This is a genomic window from Symbiobacterium turbinis (genome assembly GCF_055383075.1).
The window spans coordinates 3,146,818-3,165,273 of the sequence record NZ_AP042433.1 but is presented as its reverse complement, the minus strand read 5'-3'; the positions used below and the strand labels follow the sequence as shown (position 1 = coordinate 3,165,273).

Sequence of the window (18,456 nt, the reverse complement as noted above, 5' to 3'; positions counted from 1 at the left end):
TGCTCCTGAACAGCCCCGGTTTCGCGTGCGCACCTCAGCCCCTGGCCTTCTCCCGTGCCGCCTGAATCAGCTCGCGGATCCGATCCTTGCCCACCAGCGTGACGAAGCCGCCGATCCGCGGGCCGCTGTCGGACCCCAGCAGCACGCCGTAGAGGATCTGGAAGAACTTCCTCGGCTGCATGCCGTGGGCCCGGGCGATGTTGAAGACCCCGGTCTGAATCTCCTCTGCATCGTCGGTCTGCTGGATCATCGCCTCGAACTCGTCGACCATCGCCCACTCGGCCTCGGTCAGTTCGGGCGTCTGGCGGGTGGGCAGAATGAAATCTTCGTAGTAATGAACGGCCTTCTCCAGCAGCTCCCGCACGAAGGGCTCGTTCTTGCGGATCCGCTCGTGCCCGAAGGAGCGGCCCAGATACTCAATCAGCACGTCGGGGTCGGTCTCCGAGATCGCGTTGACCAGGTTGATGATGTCGGAGTAGCGCAGCCCGCCCAGGTCGGGCCGGTCGCCGTGGTAGTAGATGAACGGGTACTGCGGGTCATCGGGCGGCATCGTGAGCGTCTCGTCGGTGTACTGAATGACCGTTTCCGGGCTCAGCCGCTTCTGCTGCCGCGGGTTCCGGAACATGAGCAGGTTGAGCGAATCCTGCGTGCCCCAGCGGCCCCAGTTCTCCATGGAGATGCCGGCCCCGGTGGACTTGGAGATCTTCCGCCCCTCCTCGGTCAGGAAGAGCTCGTAGAACATGGTGTTCGGCGGCTCGCCGCCCAGCAGCTTCACGATGGCCTTGGAGAGCTTCGCCGAGTCGATCAGGTCCTTGCCGTGCATCTCGAAGTTGACGCCGAAGACGTACCAGCGCAGGGCCCAGTCCGCCTTCCAGAAGAACTTGCCCCGGCCGCCCAGGGCGCTCTGGGTGCCCCGGTGGCCGCAGCCGTGCACATCGCGGAACGAACCGGTGCAGGAGTAGGTCACCGTGGCCTCCTCCGGGTCATACGACTCCACCCGGGTGGTGTAGACCTTCCCGCAGTTTTGGCAGACGGGCAGCCAGGGGAACCAGCCCTCGCGGTTCTCCGGCCGCATCGTCGGCAGCACCAGGTCGATGATGCCCTGCATGTGGCGGAACATGTGGCGGATGCCCTCGTCGAAGGTTCCGTCGGCGTAGCAGTCGGACGCCGAGCGGAAGGTCGCCTCGATCTCCGTCTTCGCCAGCATCTCGATCAGCTCGGCGTTCATATGGTGGCCGAACGATTCGTGGGTGCCATAGGGGTCGGGAATGCGGGTCACCGGCTTGCCCAGATGCTCCTTCAGCCACGGGGCATCGATGTTGCTCGGAATCTTGCGCAGGCCGTCCATGTCGTCGGAGAAGACGATGATCTCCGAGTCGCGGCCCAGGTCGCGCAGGGCCTTGGCCACGTAGAAGGTGCGGACCACCTCGCCGATGGTGCCCATGTGCGGGTGGCCGGACGCGCCAAACCCCGTCTGCAGGATGTAGCGCGATTTCTGCGGCCAGCGCTCGATGATTCGTCTTGCTTCCTGGTACGGCCACAGGTTCGGGTGGTTGCTCATGCGACTTCTCCTTCCCGCACAGTGGGTCTCTCACCCTGGTGATTATACAGAAAAGGGTTGTCCCAGACAAGTTGATGGAAGCGGCGCCACCTGGGGCAGACTACTCCCCAAAAGGGGGGCAGAGAATGGCGAAGAACCAGAACCGCCCGGATCCCGGGGCGCAGCAGGCCGCCCGTTCCGAAACCCAGCGGCTGCTCCAGCAGATGAGGAGCGGAGAGGCCTGGAGCCACGAAGCGGCAGCGCTTGGCTACATGGTCGGCGGCAACGAAGGGGCGTTTGCCGCCGAAAACCGGCTCGACTTGGAATTCGAAGAGGATGAGGATGAGGGCTATCCCACCCCCACCTGACATGAGGGAGGTTCCAGGATGCGCGCGACGCAGCGTTGGTTGGCACTGTTGCTGGTGACCGTGTGGGCAGGGCTGCTGCTGGGCGGCACCGCCCTGGCCGCCGGCTCCCCGTCTGAGAAGGCCCCGGACAAGGCCGCGCCGAAGCTCTCGCCGGGCATGGAGCAGCTCCTGAACGATATACGCACGCTCCGGCGCACCCGTCTGGACCAGCTCAACACGGAGATCGATCAGCTGATCGACCGGGCCGAGCGCGAGGGCCAGATCACCGGCGAGGAGGCGGCCCGCCTCAAGGAGTGGCGGGCCATGCGCCGGATGGGACTCTCCCCGCACGCCTCCGAGGCCGAGGTGAAGGAGCGGCTCGATCAGGCCGTGAAGGACGGCCGCATCACCAAGGAGCAGGCGAAGAAGCTCCTGAAGGAATGGCAGAAGGCCAGGCGCAGCCATCGCAAGGCCCGGCCGTAACGCGACAGGACCGGCTCAGCTGGTCACAGGCCCCGCGGAAAAAGGGGCGAAGGCGCATTCTGAGCGCCCAGCCCCTCCCCTCGCGGGGCCTACCGGCGCGCCTCTTCACGCCGGCTCCCAGTACAGCCTGCGGGCCTGCCGCAGCCGCCTTGCCACCGCGGGCCAGTTCACCACGTTCCACCACTGGTCGATGTAGGCCGAGCGGTCGTTCCGGTATTTCAGGTAATAGGCATGCTCCCATACATCCAGCGGCAGGAGGGGCACCACATCCCACTGGCTCAGGTTCTGGTGCTTTTCCGCCGTCAGGATCTCCGTGCGGTTCGCCCGCGGCGCCCACACCCAGATCGCCCAGCCTCCCCCCTCCACGTTCTCGGCCGCCTTGCTGAACTGCTCCCGGAACCGCTCGAAATCTCCGAAGTCCTGCCTGATCTGCGCCAGCACCTCGCCGCCGGGCTCTCCGCCGGCCCCGGGCGCCATGCTCTCCCAGAAGAGCGTGTGCAGGTAGTGCCCCGCGCCGTGAAACGCCGCCTCCCGCTCCCAGTGTTTCACCAGGGCCCAGTCGCCGGAGGCGCGGGCCTCCGCGAGCGCCCGTTCCGCCCGGTTGAGCCCCTCCACATAGCTGCGGTGGTGCCGGTCGTGGTGAAGCCGCATCGTCTCGGCGTCGATGTAGGGCTCCAGCGCGTCGTACGGGTACGGCAGCGGCGGCAGGCGGTGGCCTCCGGGCGGCACCGGGTTCAGCCGGGCAGGCTCTCCCGGCGGGGGCAACGGTCCTCTGCCTGCGGCCGCGCGCAGGAACCCATCCAGGGCGTCGTAGGCCTCTGCCATCAGGGCCGCCGCGTCCGCCTGCCCGCCGTCCGGCCGCGCAGCGCCCGAAGCCGCCTGGGCCTTCTGCTCCAGCCGTTCAAACCGTTCCTGCCAGGGCCGCAGATCGTCCGCCGATGCGCCTTCGGCCCGCAGATCCGCGATGCAGGCGCGCACGTGGCGCGCCCAGTCGGCGATGTGCTGGTAGACCAGCGCCGACGGGTCGTAGGGTTGAAAGCCGAACACGCCGGGCCTCCCTCCTTCCACCCACTACGCTATGCAGCAGGGGCGGGGGGCAGCCCGGCGCATCCTTCAGCTCTTCGGATTGAATGTCGCCGCCGTCAGGAAGGCAAATACGATCGCGGCCGCGATTCCCGTGCTGGTCACCTCAAACATGCCGGTCAGCACGCCGACCAGCCCGTTCTGGTCCAGCTCCTGCAGCGCGCCTTTCACCAGCGCGTTGCCGAAGCTGGCGATGGGCACCGCAGCGCCCGCACCGGCGAACTCCACCAGCTTGTCGTAGAGTCCGAGCCCGCCGAGGAGGCCGCCGGCCACGGTGAGGCCGGAAAGCACGTGGCCGGGGCTGAGCTTGGTGTTGTCGAGGATCACCTGCGCGATCATGCAGATCAGCCCGCCCACGAGAAAGGCCTTGAGGTACATCATCGGGTTACGCCTCCACTGCGACCGCGTGCGCGATGGTTGGGATGTTCTCGCCCTGCTGGAAGCTGGTCGGCGAAAACAGGGCGCCGGTGGAGACCACCAGCAGGCGCCGCAGCCTGCCCCGCGCCATCTCCTTCAACAGATGACCGCAGGTCACGATGGCCGAACTGGCGCAGCCGCTCCCCCCGCTGTGCACATTCTGCCGGGTGGTGTCGTAGACCATGACCCCGCAGTCCCGGTAGTTCTTGTCCAGCTTCATGTTGCGCTCCGCAGCCAGCTTCACGGCCATCTGCGAGCCGAAGCTGGCCAGGTCGCCGGTGACGATGAGATCGTAGTCCTCGACGCTGCGCCCGGTCTCCTTCAGGTGCGCCTCGATCGTATCCACGGCGGCGGGCGCCATCGCGGCGCCCTGGTTGAACGGATCGGCAACGCCGTAGTCCACCACTTTGCCCGTGGTGCAGTAAGTGATGCGGGGTCCCTCACCGGCGGCGGCGAGGACCACGGCTCCGGCGCCGGTCACCGTATGCTGCGCGTAGGGTTTCTTCTGACTGCCATACTCGGTGGGGTACCGAAACTGCCGCTCTGCCGCGCCAACGTGGCTGGAGACCGCGCAGAGCACCCGGTCGGCAAATCCGCCGTCGATGAGCTTGGCGCCGATCGCCAGAGACTGGCTGAATGTCGAGCATGCGCCGTAGAGCCCGTACATCGGCACCCCGACCTCCAGTCCGCTGAACGAGGCCGTGATCAGCTGGTTCAGCAGGTCGCCGGCCAGGAAGTAGTCCACCGCGGGCGGCTTCCGCGTGATGCCGGCCCGCTGCAGGGCCAGGTTGCAGGCGTCGATCATCATCTGGCGCTCGGCCTTCTCAAAAGAACTCTGTCCGATGGTCAGGTCGGGGTACGTCTGGTCGAACTCGTGCCCCAGCGGGCCCCGGGCCTCCACCGGCCCCGCCACCGCGGCCGCCCCGATGATGACGGGCGGCTGCTCCAGCCTTACCGTCTGAGCGCCGATGCGCTTGTTCGCCACGGCCGGTCCCTCACCGCACCAGCCGCGCGATGCCGGTGATCAGGCCCACCGCGAAGGCGGTCACCACCCCGTAGACGATCACGGCGCCGGCCAGCTGGAACATCCGCCCGCCGATGCCGAAGATCAGCCCCTCACGCTTGAACTCCATCGCCGAGGCGGTCATGGCGTTGGCAAAACCGGTGACCGGCACCGCCAGGCCTGCGCCGGCATACCGCGCCAGCTTGTCGAAGTATCCCAGGCCGGTCAACAGCGAGGCCAGGAAGATCAGGGTGGCCACCGTCGGGTCGGCCGCCTGCTTGTGCGAGATGCGTAAGACGCGCTCCCAGAAGTCCGTAATGCCCTCCCCCAGCGCGCAGACCAGCCCCCCGGTGAAGAAGGCCATCACGGCGTTCCGCAGCCGGGGCGGTCCGGGCTCCGCCCTGGCGACCATCTGCCGGTACAGGGACTGCTGCGTCTCCTGCGAGGTCCCCTCTCGGATCGTCACGCTCGGACACCTCCGGGAAGGTAGTCTGCGCCTGCGGCGCAGGCGGTATGCGAAAAGGCAGGCGCCCTCGCCTGCCTTTCGCCGGGCCATCCCAGAAAAGCCAGTCTGACTACCGGCCTTCCGCAGAACCGTTCTTTCCACTGACGATCTTGCGAATCGAGTCGTAGCTCAGGTGAAACTCCCGCATCAGCTCTTCGATGCTCGCCCCCTCGCGCCGCCGCTGCCGGATCTGCTCGTTGCGCCGGGCCAGGTAGGCCCGGGCGCCCGTGCGGGTGCCCCAGGGCAGCCGCTGCTGCGGGCGGGGAATATATAGCTGCTCGCCGGCCGCGTAGCGCTGGACCTCAGCCAGCAGTTCGGGCGGCAGGACATCCGCCGCGTTCAGGTACCGTGCCAAGGAACACCAGGCCTCCTTTGTCCTGACCAACAAGACAAAAAACCGCAGGGCAACGCCCCGCGGTCAGGCCTGGCTGCGCGTTCAGGCAGACCGTGCGGGGACGTGCCGGAAGGACCGATCAGACGCAGTGATGATCGTCGTGAGCATCATGATGGACATTCCGGCACCTCCTCTCAGCATAGTCTGCTCAGGCATCATGATAGCGAGTGTGACAGACTCCTGTCAATAGCCTGACGCCTCCCGCTCCCCCGGGCTAGCCCGCCTGGTTCCGCCCTACCAGCAGGTAAATGCCGATTCCCAGCAGGGCCAGAGGCAGCGCGAACCGGATCAGGGACCCGAGCAGCACCAGGCCGGTGAGCGCCAGGAAGACCAGGGCAGCCACCCGCGCCCACCTCTGGGCGCCTCCCGTCTCCCGCCACACCAGGCCGAAGGTGACGGCCAGCCCGAGGAAGAAGAGCCATCCGGTATCGAACCGGGGCAGCAGCCCCCCGACCAGGGCCACCCCGGCCAGGGTCAGCAGCACTCCGGCGGGAATGATCGCCCACCACTGATCCCGGTTGCCGTTGTACACCAGTGCGAAGATCAGCCCGGGAATTCCCAGGGCCAGCGGGCCCGAAAGCGCCCGCAGCGGCCAGACCACAATGTCAAGGCTGCCCAGCAGAAGAAGCAGCCCGGCCCCGATGAGCAGCACTCCCCAGATGACGTTCCGGTTTACCTGTCCCGTCTGCATGTTCCCACGCCCTTTCTGCGCTGCATCTGCTGGTATGACGTCAACGGCCGGAGCCAGCCCTTCACCTGAACAGACCTCTTTATGCGTATTCCGGACGGATTCGACCACTCATTCCGGTCGAATCCGTCCACTTATTACGGATGAAATCGACCACCGTTTGCGGGGATAGTCGACCGCCCATTCCGGCCCAAATCGACCGGCTCGAATCCTAGAGCGAAGCGGCATGGTCGACCATTACAGGGTTTTGCCGGCTCCTCCCGAATTGTGGATAACATCTCCACACGAGAGGACGTGGGCAAGCCTTGGCAAATCGGAGGTTGTCGATGCGCAAGATCAGAGAGATCCTTCGCTTGAAGTGGGAGGTCGGGCTCTCCGCCCGGCAGATTGCCCGGAGCCTCTCGATCTCGCACAGCACCGTGCTGGACATGCTTCGGCGGTTTGAATGCTCCGGCCTTTCCTGGCCGCTGCCGAACATCGACGACGCAGAACTTGAGGCCAAGCTTTACCCAGGAAACCCCCAAGGGCTAGTAGAGCGGCCCTTGCCAGACATGGCCTACATCCACCGGGAACTGGCCCGAAAAGGGGTTACCCTGCAGCTCCTGTGGTGGGAATATAAGCAGAATCATCCAGATGGGCTGCAGTACAGCCAGTTCTGCCAGCGATACCGGCAGTGGCGTTCCAAGCTCGATGTCGTTCTCCGGCAACCGCATCGGGCAGGTGAGCAGATGCAGGTGGATTTCGCCGGCGATACCGTGCCCATTCATGACCGCGAGACGGGAGAGGTTTGGCAGGCTCCGATCTTTGTTGCCGTTCTGCCGGCCAGCAATTACACCTTTGCCAAGGCCTATCCGGCTCAGGACCTGCGTTCCTGGATCAAAGCCCACTGCGACGCCCTGGAGTTCTTCGGTGGCGTTCCAGAGATCATCGTGCCGGACAATCCGAAGGCCGGCGTCACCCGCGCTTGCCGCTACGAACCGGATCTCAACCCGGCTTATCAGGAAATGGCGGCCCATTACGGCGCTGCGGTCATTCCGGCAAGACCCCGCAGCCCCAGGGATAAGGCGAAAGTCGAAAACGCGGTCCTGGTGGTGGAGCGCTGGATTCTTGCCGCCCTGCGGAACCACACCTTTTTCAGTCTTCACGACGCGAACCGGGCAATTCGAGAGGCCGTGGCCAGACTCAATGACCGACCGTTCCAAAAACTCGAAGGAACGCGCCGGAGCCTGTACGAAACGCTGGACAAGCCGGCGTTGCGCCCTTTACCGCCGCAGCGTTATGAGTTTGCTGAGTGGCGGAAAGCCAAGGTCAATCTCGACTACCATGTCGAGGTCGACCGCAACTACTACAGTGTCCCGTACCCGTTGGTTGGGGAGACGGTGGATATCCGCCTCACGGACGGCCTGGTGGAAATCTTGCACCGGGGAAAACGAGTAGCCTGCCATCCACGGGCGACCGGCCGTGGACGGTCCGTCACCCAGATTCAGCACATGCCAGCCTCCCACCGCCGGCATCGGGAATGGACCCCGTCCAAGTTGCGGCGTTGGGCGGAATCGGTCGGACCCCACACGGCGCAGTTGGTGGTGACGATCCTGGAGGAGAAGCCGCATCCGGAGCAGGGCTTCCGGTCGTGCCTTGGCATCATCCACCTGGCCAGGAAGTATGGCTCCGACCGTCTCGAAGCGGCCGCCGCCCGGGCATGTGCGGCCCGGACGTTCAGCTACAGCAGTGTGAAGTCCATCCTGGCCCATAACCTGGATCAAGCGCCGCTGCCTGGCCCACCGGACAACCAGGCCACTCCGGTGCACCCCAATCTGCGGGGCCCCGACTATTACGCAGGGGGAGGGCCGTAACGAATGCCCTTGCAGACGACGATTGAAAGGCTTCGGGAAATGCGGCTTCGCGGCATGGCTGACGCCCTGGTGCGCCAACAGCGGCAACCTGAACTCCAGTCCCTGTCGTTCGAGGAACGTCTGGAACTCCTCGTGGATCAGGAATGGCTCGACCGGCAAAACCGGCGCCTGGCTCGGCTTCTCAAAGAGGCGAAATTCCGCGTGGCCGCATGCATGGAAGATGTTGACTACCAGCATCCGCGCGGCCTGGACCGAACCGTCATGCGGAGCCTCGCCGCATGCCAGTGGGTCGAGTACGGCCAGCACATCCTGATTGTTGGACCCACCGGTGTGGGGAAAACGTTTCTCGCGTGCGCTCTGGGCAACGCCGCCTGCCGGCACGGCTACACCGTTCGCTACTACCGGGTGCCGCGCCTCCTTGCCGAGCTGGCTACCGCGCGGGTTGACGGCTCCCTTCGCCGCATCCTCAACACCCTGTCCCGGACGGATGTGTTAATTCTGGACGACTGGGGTCTCGTTCCCATCTCTGTGGCGGAATCCCGAGACCTTCTCGAAGTCATCGATGATCGTACACAGGCACGGTCGACAGTGATTGCCTCGCAGTTGCCGATCGAAACGTGGCACAGTGTGATCGGCGACGCTACCGTAGCCGATGCGATCCTGGACCGCCTGGTACATGGTGCGCACAAACTGAACCTGAAGGGGGAATCCATGCGGAAGATAGCGAACCTCCAGACATCCGAGTTAACCATGGGCTAGGAGCCTGTCCGGGTAACCGCACGTGAGACAGGGGCAGACTCCCAATGATTGGATATCAACGATCGTGCCTACTTCTTCATGCGCTGTCTGAAGGCAGATTTCGGGTCTATCCGGCCTGGCTGAAAGCGTAGAGCTTCAAGAGATTGTGGCAAAGGCACACAAGAAGCCATTCCCCGTTGACTGCTTCCAGTCCACGGAGATGGAACTGCCGGAAACCACGAGCCTCCTTGATCTGCCCGAAGACCGGCTCAATGCTCTGCTCTCGCTTTCGGTAGCGCTCGGCGTGTCGCTTTAGCTGCAGTTTCCGCCGCATCCGATCCCGAAGCGTTGCTCCCTTGGGAATCGGGCCGCGTGGTGATTTCGCACGGCGACGTTCGCTGTGCCGCTGCTTCTCCGGAGGAATGTAGGGATTGATTCGCCGCTGCAAGAGCCACTGAACGTTTTGCTCACTGAAGTACCCTGCATCGGCAGAAACCTCCTCCGGCATCTCATCGACATTGGTTTCGACCTGCTCCATCATGGGGATCAAGTGCGGAGCATCTGCCGCCTGGTTTGTTACGGCAGCAGCGACGACAATCTGCGTATCGGCATCGACGACGGCCTGGGCGTTGTACCCCTGGATGAACTGCTTATCAGAGCCTTTCATGATCCGGGAATCGGGATCCGTAAAGTTGCGCTGCGCTGTTGGTGCGGGTTCTGCCTTCGGCCGCTTCCGCCGACGACCGCCCTTGGGCCCCTTGGGTCCCGGCTCCTCGGGAGGCTCATGTTCGTCAGCGCCGGCCCTCAGGCGCGCTTCGGCTTCCAGAGCAGCCTTGGCTTCTTGAATCTTGGCCAGCCGCCGCTCACGGAAGCGGAGTTCTTCGGGCAGTTCATCCCCACGACGATGTGGGCCGAAGCGGTGATCCTCGGCCTGGTCAGCTTGCTCGGCTTTCTGGAGCAGCTCTGCGATCTCCGCCTTCAGGCGTTGTTCTTCCTCCACCATCCGGCTATAGCTCATCGCCTTGTGCTTGGAGGCGTTGGCCTTGATCTTGGTGCCATCCAAGGCCACATGACCCAGGCGAACCAGTCCGGCCTTCTTGCAGATCTTGACCACTTGCAGGAACAGGTCGGAGAGGGCCTTTAGATGCCGCTTCCGGAAATCGCTGATCGTCCGGAAGTCGGGCTGGTTGTTGGCCGCAAGGACGCGGAAGGCTACGTCCTCCTGCAGCCGGCGTTCGATCTTGCGAGAGGAGTAGACGCCGTTGCAGTAGGCGTACAGCAGCACCTTGACCATCATCCGCGGATGGTACGGTGGGTAACCTCGTAGCTCTCGCTCGTACGTCTGTTCGATTTGGCTTAAATCGAGTGAGTCCACGACATCACTCAGGAAGTAAGCGAAATGGTCATGCGGAAGCCAGTCCTGCAGGGCAGGGGGCAGCAGCAACAGCTGATTGGGCTCATACGGTCGATACGCCTTCTTGCTCATGCTGAAGACATTGGACACCGAACCCTTTTGCTCCTACAGAACTGGCTTACTCAGACAGGCTCCTAGCGCTGCCCAGCCATCGCCACTTCGCTCCATCCCCTCAGTGCCACCGCGCTGGCCGGATGAAATCGGAAACGGCGGTCGACTTGGATCAGAACCGGTGGTCGGCTTGAACCGGAATCACTGGTCGATTTGACCGGAATACGCATCTTTACACCGGGGCCGACCGCCGGTATACTCAACAGGTAGATTCTAGTGTTTACAAGGGGAGTAGCCGACCTGCCGAGGCGGGTGGAACAGTCGGTCAATGCGGGCGAGGCGCCCCCGGCTGTTCCGGCCACCAGGAAGAACTGGGGCATGGCAAGACCTTGTTCCACAACGGAACAGGGTCTTGTCATGCCCCTTCTGTATTCACCGGCCGCCGGTATGGCAGGCGGCGTCCCGGCAACGTTAAGCTAAGCAAAGGAGAGGGATCGCCGTGCACACCCTGGAGTTGATTGCCTTCTTTCTGTTCGTGATCTTTGCCACCTGGCTGGACCTGTTCGTCCTCCACAAGGATGACCACGACATCGGGCTGAAAGAAGCCGCAGTCACCTCGCTCGCGTGGATTGTGCTCGCGCTTCTGTTCAGCGGCTACGTGTACTACCGCTACGGCATGGAAATGTGGATGCAGTATATTACGGCCTACACCATGGAGAAGGCCCTCAGCGTTGACAACCTGTTTGTCATCGCGACGATCTTCGGCTTCTTCGGCATTCGGGGCGGCCTCCAGCACCGGGCCCTGGCCTGGGGCGTGATCGGCGCGGTGGTCATGCGCAGCGTGCTCATCTTCGTCGGCGTGGAGGCGGTGGAGCGGTTCACCTGGCTGCTGCCGATCTTCGGGGTGTTCCTGCTGATCACCGGCTTCAAGATGCTGCGTCAGGGTGACGAGGGCGAGACCTCGCTGGAGGACAACAGGGTCTACCGGCTGCTCTCCAAGGTGCTGCCCACCTACCCCGGGTACGACGGCCAGGCGATCATCACGCGGAAGAACGGCCGGTGGCAGCTCACGCTGCTGGGCATGGCCATCGTCATGGTCGAGGCGACCGACCTGCTCTTCGCGGTCGACTCCATCCCGGCCGTCATGGGCATCTCCCGCGACTTCTTCATCGTGCTGACGTCCAATATCTTCGCCGTTCTGGGCCTGCGGGCGCTCTACTTCCTGCTGGCCGGCATCCTCGACAAGTTCCGCTACCTCAGCGTGGGGCTGGCCCTCGTTCTGCTCTTCATCGGCGGCAAGATGCTGGCGATCCCGTTCGGCTACCACGTTGAAACCTGGATCTCGCTCTCCCTGGTGCTCGGCACCATCACCGTGGCCATCGTGGCCTCGCTGCTCATCCCCGAGCGGACCCCGACGCAGGGGGCGGACTGACAGACGAAGCCCTGCGATTCCCGGCGCTGCCCGGGTGCAGGGAGAAGGCCGGAAACCCGTCCGCAAGGGAGGGTTCCCGGCCTTTCCTGATGCCGGGGAACGGTTCATCCTCCCCGGCACATCCCGGCGCTCAGTTGTCGTAGTACATCTCGAACTCGACCGGGTGCGGGTGCGTCTCCAGCCTTCGGATCTCCTCCTCCTTCAGGGCGATGAAGGTCTCGATCAGATCCTCCGAGAAGACCCCGCCCTCCAGCAGGAAGTCGTGGTCCGCCCACAAGGCCTCCACCGCCTGGCGCAGCGAGGACGGTACCTGCCTGAACTGCAGCAGGGCCGCCTCCGGGTGATGATAGATGTCGACATCCACGGGGCCGAAGCCTGCAGCCGTCGGATCGATCCGCCGCCGGATGCCGTCGAGGCCCGCCATGAGCTGCGCCGCCAGGGCCAGGTACGGGTTGGCGGCCGGATCCGGCGAGCGGAACTCGATGCGGGTTGTGCTGGCCGACGGGCAGAACGGAATGCGGACGGCGGCGGACCGGTTGGCGAGCGACCTTGCCCACACAGCGCCAGTGAAGGCAGCACCGTGCAGAGCCCTATGAATCCGACCAAGCAGGGCGCCGGCGGCCTCTCCGTCTTCACGTGGGAGTGCATCGCGCTCTGAGGGCATCAGGCTGTAACAAGCATACAGGCGGCCCCCCTCCACCCATCCGCTACGCCCATCGCATGTAGGACGCATGATCGGCACCGAGATCCGGCAGGCGTTGAGGCGGCCATGCACCGCTCGCAGAAGGTCCAGATGCTCGATCCGGTGATCGGTCGGACTGCACTTGAGGAACCATTCCTGTCCAGTCGCATCCACTACGTCGTAGTGGACCGACATCATCCGCCCGGACCGCATTCTGATCTCTACCGGGGAGAGTCCAAAGGCTTCTGCCAGGCCCGATGGCAACACGCTACTCGCCATGCTGAATCTGCCTCTGGTAGAGAGATGCGTACATGCCGCCGGCCCGCATCAGTTCCGGATGGCTGCCCGCCTCGACTACCTTGCCGTCGGCCAGCACGTAAATCCGATCGGCATCCACGACGGTAGAGAGGCGGTGGGCGATGATGACAAATGTGCATCCCTGCAACTTGTGGCGCAGGTTGGCCATGACCTGGCGTTCGGTGAGTGTATCGAGGGCCGAGGTGGCCTCGTCGAGGATGAGGATCGAGGGGCGCCGCAACAGGGCACGGGCCAAGCTCAGGCGTTGGCGCTCGCCGCCAGAAATCTGCAGGCCTTGCTCGCCTACGCGAGTCTCAAGTCCGTTTGGCAGGGTTTGGATCCAATCATGCAGCGCAACCGCCTGGAGCGCCTCGCTCACTTCCTCGTCGCTGGCCTCTGGGTTGCCAAACGTCACATTCTCCCGGAGCGTGCCGCTGCGAACCTGCACATCCTGCGAGACCGCCACTACATGCCGGCGCAACCATTCCTGATCTACCTTCCCGAGCGGTTCCGGCCCCAGCAGTACCTGGCCTGAGTCTGGGGTGCGCAGCCCCAGAAGCAGATCCGCCAACGTGCTCTTGCCACACCCGCTCGGCCCCACGATGGCGATGGTGCGCCCTGATGGGATTTTGAGGGAGATGTTCTGGAGAACGTTTCGCTCCCCGCCGTAAGTGAACGAGACATTCAGCAGCTGCATCGAAAGCGGCGGCGCCGGACGAGCCGTCCCACCGTTGACCCGTGCCGGGAACAGGATTTCACGCAATCGGGCCACGTTGACGGAAACCCGCATTATGGCCAAATACATCCCCTGGTACCCGAAGACGGCAGGCTGGATCCAAGTGTACAGCGACACCAGCGCTACCAACGAACCGGTCGAGATGTGGCCGTTCATTACCATGATTCCGCCCCACAGATAGATCGTGGCGGGCAACAGCCCTGCCATCACCGCCTTAACCACGCTGGCCGTACGCTCCAGCGCAAGGTGACGCCGGTAAGCCCGGAAGTGCTCGTCCAAGTGGCGGGATAGCTGGTCTATGGCACGGTTCTCCAGGCCGGCATATTTGATGAAAACAGCCCCGGTGGTGGTTTCACGCATATGCTCAACGATACCCGCATGCGCCACTGCGACATTTTGGCTGGCCTTCTTGACCTTCTCACCCAGCTGACTGATGGACCAGGATTGGAAGATCAGCAGGCATATAACCGTTAAGGTGAGCCGCCACTCGAGCCAGGCCATCATCCCGAGACCGATGGCGATGGTGACGTTGAACCAGGTGAAACTTCCATAGCCCTGATACACAAACAGGAAGACCTGCTCGGTTTCACGTTGCAGCCTCGCAATGAGTTCGCCGGTCTTCGTACCGGCCAGCCATTCTAATGGTTGGTGCTGCAAACCGTTATACAGGTCAGATCGAACCTTGGCCGCGACACTCAACGCAATGCCGCTCACATAGAGGTCCCAAATGATCATTGCACCTGTGACTATGGGAATCGCCACAATGCCGATTGAGGCGATGATCAGCAGGTTCCCCTGGGCGGAAGGCAGAGCCTTGTCGATGATACTTCGGACCAGCAGTGGTGGACATAGGAGCAATACAGACCGGACGATCACCAGAAGAGCAGAGAAAACTGCTCGCTTCCAGTGGGGAACAAACAGGCCCAAGAGCCAGCGCATATGACTGGCTCCCTCAACGGGCCTTACCTGCATGCAGAACAGCCCCTTCCTCCGCAGTTTCGGAATGCGGCTGCCAGAGTTGTGCGTAAAGACCACCGCGGGCGAGCAACTCGTTGTGCGTGCCTTGCTCCACCAAACGCCCTTCATCCAACACGAGGATGCGGTCGGCATGTACAACGGTCTGGAGCCGATGGGCTACAAACAAGCAAGTCTTCCCTGCCATGGCTTGGCGGATGGCCAACTGAACCTGCTCTTCGCTGTGCCGGTCCAGAGCTGAGGTCGCCTCGTCAAGGATCAGCACATCAGGCTTTCCGAGCAGCGCCCTGCAAATCGCCAGCCGCTGCCGCTGTCCTCCGGACAGAGTGACCCCCTTTTCACCGACGACCGTCTCGTAACCGTTTTCCAGCGCGCTGATGAAATCGTCCGCCCCAGTGAGGTGCGCGACCTGTGCAACCTCTGTCTCGCTTTCGTTTCGTCCGACATAGCGGAGGTTCTCCGCTATGGTGGTGTTAAAAATGACCGGCTCCTGGGGCACGATGCCAATCCGCCCGCGGAGACTTGCGGCGTCCAGTTCAGCCAGCGGCTGGCCATCAATGGTGATGGTGCCGCTGCTGGGCTCAAGCAGACGTACGATGAGCTGTAGGATCGTGCTCTTTCCCGCGCCGCTCCGGCCAACGATGGCCACATGCTCACCGGGCTGAATCGTGAACGAGACGTCGGAGAGGACGGTACCGCGAACGGAATGATAACTGACATGATGAAACTCAATGTGGCCTTGGATCTGCTCCACTGGCTTGAGTGACCCCCGCTGACCCGATTCAACGGGGAGGGCAAGATATTCAACCACCCGTTCCAAGCGAGCCCCCACGTCTTTGAGCGCAAGGAAGGTAGCCGAAAAGGAGCGAAGCGGAGCATTTACCGCCGGCAGCAGGCCCGTGATGGTAACCAGGTCCCCCACCGTGAGACGGCCAGCGAAGACCTGCCAACCACCCAGAGCAAATACGAGGGCCGGCGCAAGGGCATCCAGGACGCGCGGAAAATTACGAAACATGTTTTCGGTGACATACCGTCGCAGCACCAGTTCTGCCCACCGATGCTGGAGCGACTGCACCCGTTGGTACTCACGCTCCTCAGCACCGAACGTCTTGATCAGGCGGACGGTCTCCAGGTTCTCCTGAAGCACCTGGTGCAGAAGGGCATTCTGGTTCCGCAGGTCAGCTACCACCTGCCGCTGCAGGTTACCGAAGTAACGCACCGGAAGCAGGTACAATGAGTAGACCAGGGCGCCAAGAATCCCCAACGGCCAGTAAATGCGGGCGATAACGCCGACCGCTACCACTGCGCTGATCAGTTCTTGCAACGAGGTGGGGAGCGTATCCAGGCTAAACGACTGGAGCGATTCAGCGTCATCCACACACCGCTGCAGAATATCGCCACGCGGTGTGGTTTTGAGAAATTCAACCTGGGTTTTCAACACAGAACGGTAAACATCCAGCCGCAAGTTCCGATTTAGTTGGAGAACGATGCCGGAAGCCACATACTGCCTGAGAGCCATCAGCACTTCAACGGCGACAAGGGCGCCAAGAACCCCTCCAGCCAGTAAGGCGAGCTGCCGGACGTTGGCGTCTGGCAACGCCTCGTCGATGATCCTACCGATCAGCAGCGGTGGAAGGGCGCCAAGAACTCCCGCACCAGCAGTCAGGACCACCAGCAACAGGCCGGCTCCTCGGAAGGATGTTAGACGGCGTATGATTTCCCACATCCAGTGCCCCTTGTTCATAGGGGCGTGCCTCCTTCACGCCTGACCAAAGCGTCACCACGGAACAGCAACGATTCATAACAGCCCATCAACTTAGGTCGCAACGAGAGGGTGTGCGCTTCGTGGCCGGACTTCGTCACTGCATAGATCTGCAAAACGATTGCTAGTTGATGCCAGTACTCATCCTCGGGCCAAGAGCAAGCCACTCCGCTGGTGCGTAGCTCCTCTTCCGTTCGCAGCAGTTCGTGCAGCCCCTACCAGGGGTCTTCCGGCATGCGGGGCATCTCAAACGTCCGGTAGGGCCGCTCTGAAAGGATTTCCTCTGCCATCTGGAGATGACGATCATAGATGTGCATGCTGCCGGCAAAGTGCATGTAAGGTCCGACCTCAAGCCGGAGTTGCCGAGCCATAATCTCCTGCATCATCGTGAAGCTGAATACATCGTAAGCGGTGCCCCAGATGATGTCGTTCGAACGCATATTCACAATCATTTCCAAACGATTTTCTCGGATGAAAAATTGGAGGTAACAAGTACAAGGCACATCCTTAGTGTCAGCGAGGAGATCCTGGGGGAGATGGAGGTGCAGGACGGCTTGGCGGGTATCCGGGTCCCTTTGTAGACAACGCAGGGCAGCTTGCCACTGTACCGAACCGGTCAACTCGTTCGTGAATAGGCGTCTGCCATAGGCGCCGTAGAGTGTCATACCATCGTCCGAGAACTGGCGATACCTCCTGCTGTAGTAGGAGATGATGTCCAAGCGATTGGTTCCGCGTAGGTACCAGCACATTTCACCAACCGCAAAGGGAAGGCTAAACTTACGTGCTTTACTATACACCAGTCGTGCTCGGGGATTGTTCAACCTGAACGACAGGCCCGTAACCTCGTAAACCCACTGACCTCGGGGCCGTACTCGTCGCCCCTTGGAGAGCAGAACCTTTACGACACTACGTTGGACCTGATCGACCGAATCGGCTTCGATAAACATGTACTCGCGCCGTTCCTTTCCCTAACAGAAACAAATCGGGGGCAAAGTATTGGTAAAACATGCGTGATGATCCTGACATTATATAACAGATCCGACACTGGCAAAGGGGCCGGTTCCGCCTCGTGGTAACCCCAAACCCTGATGGCTCGCATTCCCAGAGCTAGGGCCGGCTCAATGTCTGCTCTAATCTCATCGCCTACCATCCAAGCGTCTGAAGCGGAGATTCCCAAACGAGACAGTAAGTCCTGTAACTGTTCTAGTCCCTTTCTGTCAAGAATTTCTGCATGACAGAAGTGATGAATGATACCCGCCTGCCGGATCTTCCGCTGCTGCAATTCCCGGTCGCCACGGGTGTAGAGGACTAAATGGTGCCCATAAGCGACGCATGCAGACAACACCTTACGCGCCCCCCACACCAATCGGTACCGATGATTGACGATGGTCCCAAGCCGTGCGAAACACTCATCCCGAACCACGGGGTCGGGTGCCGCACCTGCTTTCTCAACTAGGGCGCGATACGTGTCGTACATAGAAATCGCAAGCCGTTCTTTTGCTACACCCAGGGTGGTCCGGTTGCGAGAATCAACTCGCCATAGAAGGCTGACGGCCTCCGCTGCAGGGCCGAGACCACGAGCTTCCATGGCCTGGCCGAAGTCCTGACGAACCCGTTCGTAAATTGGAGATGTATGTAGTAGCGTGTCATCAAGGTCGAACAGTACCCACGCCATGCAACAGCCTCCCAAAGAGAACCGGCTCTCAGAGGATCCAAAATAATATTCTCACAGTGTGCAGATACTGTCAATAGCGATTATATGTTCATTACCGACAAGTCGTACGAATGGGGACTTCATATGCGTGTGCATGGGCAGGGATTCCTTGAGGTCGGTTGGTCTCACTGCCGGTGATACATTGACCCTGTAGTACCGAAATGAATTGGACCCACCCCCATCGAAGACACCTCCTGACTAGCTACCACACTGGTAGGAGGTGTCCACGAAATGCTTGGAGGTGGGTCAGTTTTGACGCGACACGAGTTAGCGGCAAAGGGCAAGAGTCTCCGTGAAATCGCTCGGCTAACTTGGTGCGAGCAGGTGAGCCGGTGAACGCAC

Annotated in this window: 18 protein-coding genes; 5 read left to right on the top strand and 13 right to left on the bottom strand. The window is 62.3% G+C overall.

Translation table 11 applies throughout. The features are described 5' to 3' along the window. Window positions 1–34 precede the first annotated feature (34 nt). The gene (gene lysS / locus ACZ45O_RS15175) at window positions 35–1,561 is read right to left on the bottom strand and encodes a lysine--tRNA ligase (RefSeq protein ID WP_464854156.1); all 1,527 of its coding nucleotides are present in this window, start codon (window positions 1,559–1,561) and stop codon (window positions 35–37) included. Between the two features lie 125 nt (window positions 1,562–1,686). On the opposite strand from lysS, the gene ACZ45O_RS15170 reads away from it, so the two are divergent. Next, on the top strand, window positions 1,687–1,908 hold the full coding sequence (locus tag ACZ45O_RS15170; RefSeq protein WP_464854155.1) for a hypothetical protein: 222 nt from the start codon (window positions 1,687–1,689) through the stop codon (window positions 1,906–1,908). A gap of 18 nt (window positions 1,909–1,926) precedes the next feature. Then, complete coding sequence (locus ACZ45O_RS15165; RefSeq protein WP_464854153.1) at window positions 1,927–2,370, top strand: hypothetical protein; 444 nt, start codon at window positions 1,927–1,929, stop codon at window positions 2,368–2,370. 105 nt (window positions 2,371–2,475) lie between these two features. Here the strand turns inward: ACZ45O_RS15165 and ACZ45O_RS15160 are convergent, their stop codons facing one another. The 6 genes from ACZ45O_RS15160 to ACZ45O_RS15135 all read right to left on the bottom strand — a co-directional run bounded on the left by ACZ45O_RS15160 (window position 2,476) and on the right by ACZ45O_RS15135 (window position 6,463). Further along, window positions 2,476–3,099, bottom strand: a complete 624-nt coding sequence (locus ACZ45O_RS15160; protein ID WP_464857803.1) for a superoxide dismutase — start codon at window positions 3,097–3,099, stop codon at window positions 2,476–2,478. A 384-nt stretch (window positions 3,100–3,483) separates the two neighbouring features. Then, the gene (gene spoVAE, locus ACZ45O_RS15155) at window positions 3,484–3,834 is read right to left on the bottom strand and encodes a stage V sporulation protein AE (RefSeq protein WP_464854152.1); all 351 of its coding nucleotides are present in this window, start codon (window positions 3,832–3,834) and stop codon (window positions 3,484–3,486) included. Between the two features lie 4 nt (window positions 3,835–3,838). Beyond that, on the bottom strand, window positions 3,839–4,855 hold the full coding sequence (spoVAD, locus tag ACZ45O_RS15150; RefSeq protein WP_464854150.1) for a stage V sporulation protein AD: 1,017 nt from the start codon (window positions 4,853–4,855) through the stop codon (window positions 3,839–3,841). 10 nt (window positions 4,856–4,865) lie between these two features. Further along, window positions 4,866–5,339, bottom strand: coding sequence for a stage V sporulation protein AC (gene spoVAC / locus ACZ45O_RS15145; protein WP_464854148.1), 474 nt, complete (start codon window positions 5,337–5,339; stop codon window positions 4,866–4,868). Window positions 5,340–5,448: 109 nt separating this feature from the next. Then, a complete protein-coding gene (locus ACZ45O_RS15140; protein ID WP_464854147.1) occupies window positions 5,449–5,733 on the bottom strand; it encodes a CD3324 family protein in 285 nt (94 codons plus the stop codon). A 253-nt stretch (window positions 5,734–5,986) separates the two neighbouring features. Next, complete coding sequence (locus tag ACZ45O_RS15135) at window positions 5,987–6,463, bottom strand: hypothetical protein (RefSeq protein ID WP_464854145.1); 477 nt, start codon at window positions 6,461–6,463, stop codon at window positions 5,987–5,989. Window positions 6,464–6,786: 323 nt separating this feature from the next. On the opposite strand from ACZ45O_RS15135, the gene istA reads away from it, so the two are divergent. Together istA and istB are read left to right on the top strand one after the other, a co-directional pair. After that, window positions 6,787–8,313: an IS21 family transposase gene (gene istA / locus ACZ45O_RS15130; RefSeq protein ID WP_011194407.1), complete on the top strand. Its 1,527-nt coding sequence runs from the start codon at window positions 6,787–6,789 to the stop codon at window positions 8,311–8,313. 3 nt (window positions 8,314–8,316) lie between these two features. After that, the gene (gene istB / locus ACZ45O_RS15125) at window positions 8,317–9,072 is read left to right on the top strand and encodes an IS21-like element helper ATPase IstB (protein ID WP_464854143.1); all 756 of its coding nucleotides are present in this window, start codon (window positions 8,317–8,319) and stop codon (window positions 9,070–9,072) included. A gap of 106 nt (window positions 9,073–9,178) precedes the next feature. Here the strand turns inward: istB and ACZ45O_RS15120 are convergent, their stop codons facing one another. Further along, entirely contained in the window at window positions 9,179–10,537 is a 1,359-nt protein-coding gene (locus ACZ45O_RS15120) for an IS1182-like element ISSyth1 family transposase (RefSeq protein ID WP_464857802.1), read from the bottom strand. A 478-nt stretch (window positions 10,538–11,015) separates the two neighbouring features. On the opposite strand from ACZ45O_RS15120, the gene ACZ45O_RS15115 reads away from it, so the two are divergent. Beyond that, a complete protein-coding gene (locus ACZ45O_RS15115; protein ID WP_464854141.1) occupies window positions 11,016–11,948 on the top strand; it encodes a TerC family protein in 933 nt (310 codons plus the stop codon). 130 nt (window positions 11,949–12,078) lie between these two features. Here the strand turns inward: ACZ45O_RS15115 and ACZ45O_RS15110 are convergent, their stop codons facing one another. From ACZ45O_RS15110 to ACZ45O_RS15090, 5 genes are all read right to left on the bottom strand, one after another. Continuing rightward, complete coding sequence (locus tag ACZ45O_RS15110; RefSeq protein WP_464854140.1) at window positions 12,079–12,507, bottom strand: hypothetical protein; 429 nt, start codon at window positions 12,505–12,507, stop codon at window positions 12,079–12,081. Window positions 12,508–12,898: 391 nt separating this feature from the next. Beyond that, window positions 12,899–14,602, bottom strand: coding sequence for an ABC transporter ATP-binding protein (locus ACZ45O_RS15105; RefSeq protein WP_464854139.1), 1,704 nt, complete (start codon window positions 14,600–14,602; stop codon window positions 12,899–12,901). Window positions 14,603–14,615: 13 nt separating this feature from the next. After that, entirely contained in the window at window positions 14,616–16,382 is a 1,767-nt protein-coding gene (locus tag ACZ45O_RS15100) for an ABC transporter ATP-binding protein (protein WP_464854137.1), read from the bottom strand. A gap of 233 nt (window positions 16,383–16,615) precedes the next feature. Continuing rightward, a complete protein-coding gene (locus tag ACZ45O_RS15095; RefSeq protein ID WP_464854135.1) occupies window positions 16,616–17,347 on the bottom strand; it encodes a thymidylate synthase in 732 nt (243 codons plus the stop codon). After that, window positions 17,299–18,075 carry an HAD family hydrolase gene (locus ACZ45O_RS15090; protein ID WP_464854133.1) on the bottom strand — a complete coding sequence of 259 codons (777 nt, stop codon included), beginning with the start codon at window positions 18,073–18,075 and terminating at the stop codon, window positions 17,299–17,301. Before ACZ45O_RS15090 ends, ACZ45O_RS15095 begins: the two co-directional genes overlap by 49 nt. Between the last annotated feature and the right edge of the window lie 381 nt (window positions 18,076–18,456).

Bases quoted from the DNA above. Each gene is read 5' to 3' on its own strand.
- spoVAE (WP_464854152.1), bottom strand. From the start codon at position 3,834: ATGATGTACCTCAAGGCCTTTCTCGTGGGCGGGCTGATCTGCATGATC.
- lysS (WP_464854156.1), bottom strand. From the start codon at position 1,561: ATGAGCAACCACCCGAACCTGTGGCCGTACCAGGAAGCAAGACGAATC.
- istB (WP_464854143.1), top strand. From the start codon at position 8,317: ATGCCCTTGCAGACGACGATTGAAAGGCTTCGGGAAATGCGGCTTCGC.
- ACZ45O_RS15165 (WP_464854153.1), top strand. From the start codon at position 1,927: ATGCGCGCGACGCAGCGTTGGTTGGCACTGTTGCTGGTGACCGTGTGG.
- ACZ45O_RS15120 (WP_464857802.1), bottom strand. From the start codon at position 10,537: ATGAGCAAGAAGGCGTATCGACCGTATGAGCCCAATCAGCTGTTGCTG.
- ACZ45O_RS15095 (WP_464854135.1), bottom strand. From the start codon at position 17,347: ATGTTTATCGAAGCCGATTCGGTCGATCAGGTCCAACGTAGTGTCGTA.
- istA (WP_011194407.1), top strand. From the start codon at position 6,787: ATGCGCAAGATCAGAGAGATCCTTCGCTTGAAGTGGGAGGTCGGGCTC.
- ACZ45O_RS15170 (WP_464854155.1), top strand. From the start codon at position 1,687: ATGGCGAAGAACCAGAACCGCCCGGATCCCGGGGCGCAGCAGGCCGCC.
- ACZ45O_RS15090 (WP_464854133.1), bottom strand. From the start codon at position 18,075: ATGGCGTGGGTACTGTTCGACCTTGATGACACGCTACTACATACATCT.
- ACZ45O_RS15100 (WP_464854137.1), bottom strand. From the start codon at position 16,382: ATGAACAAGGGGCACTGGATGTGGGAAATCATACGCCGTCTAACATCC.
- ACZ45O_RS15105 (WP_464854139.1), bottom strand. From the start codon at position 14,602: ATGCGCTGGCTCTTGGGCCTGTTTGTTCCCCACTGGAAGCGAGCAGTT.
- ACZ45O_RS15135 (WP_464854145.1), bottom strand. From the start codon at position 6,463: ATGCAGACGGGACAGGTAAACCGGAACGTCATCTGGGGAGTGCTGCTC.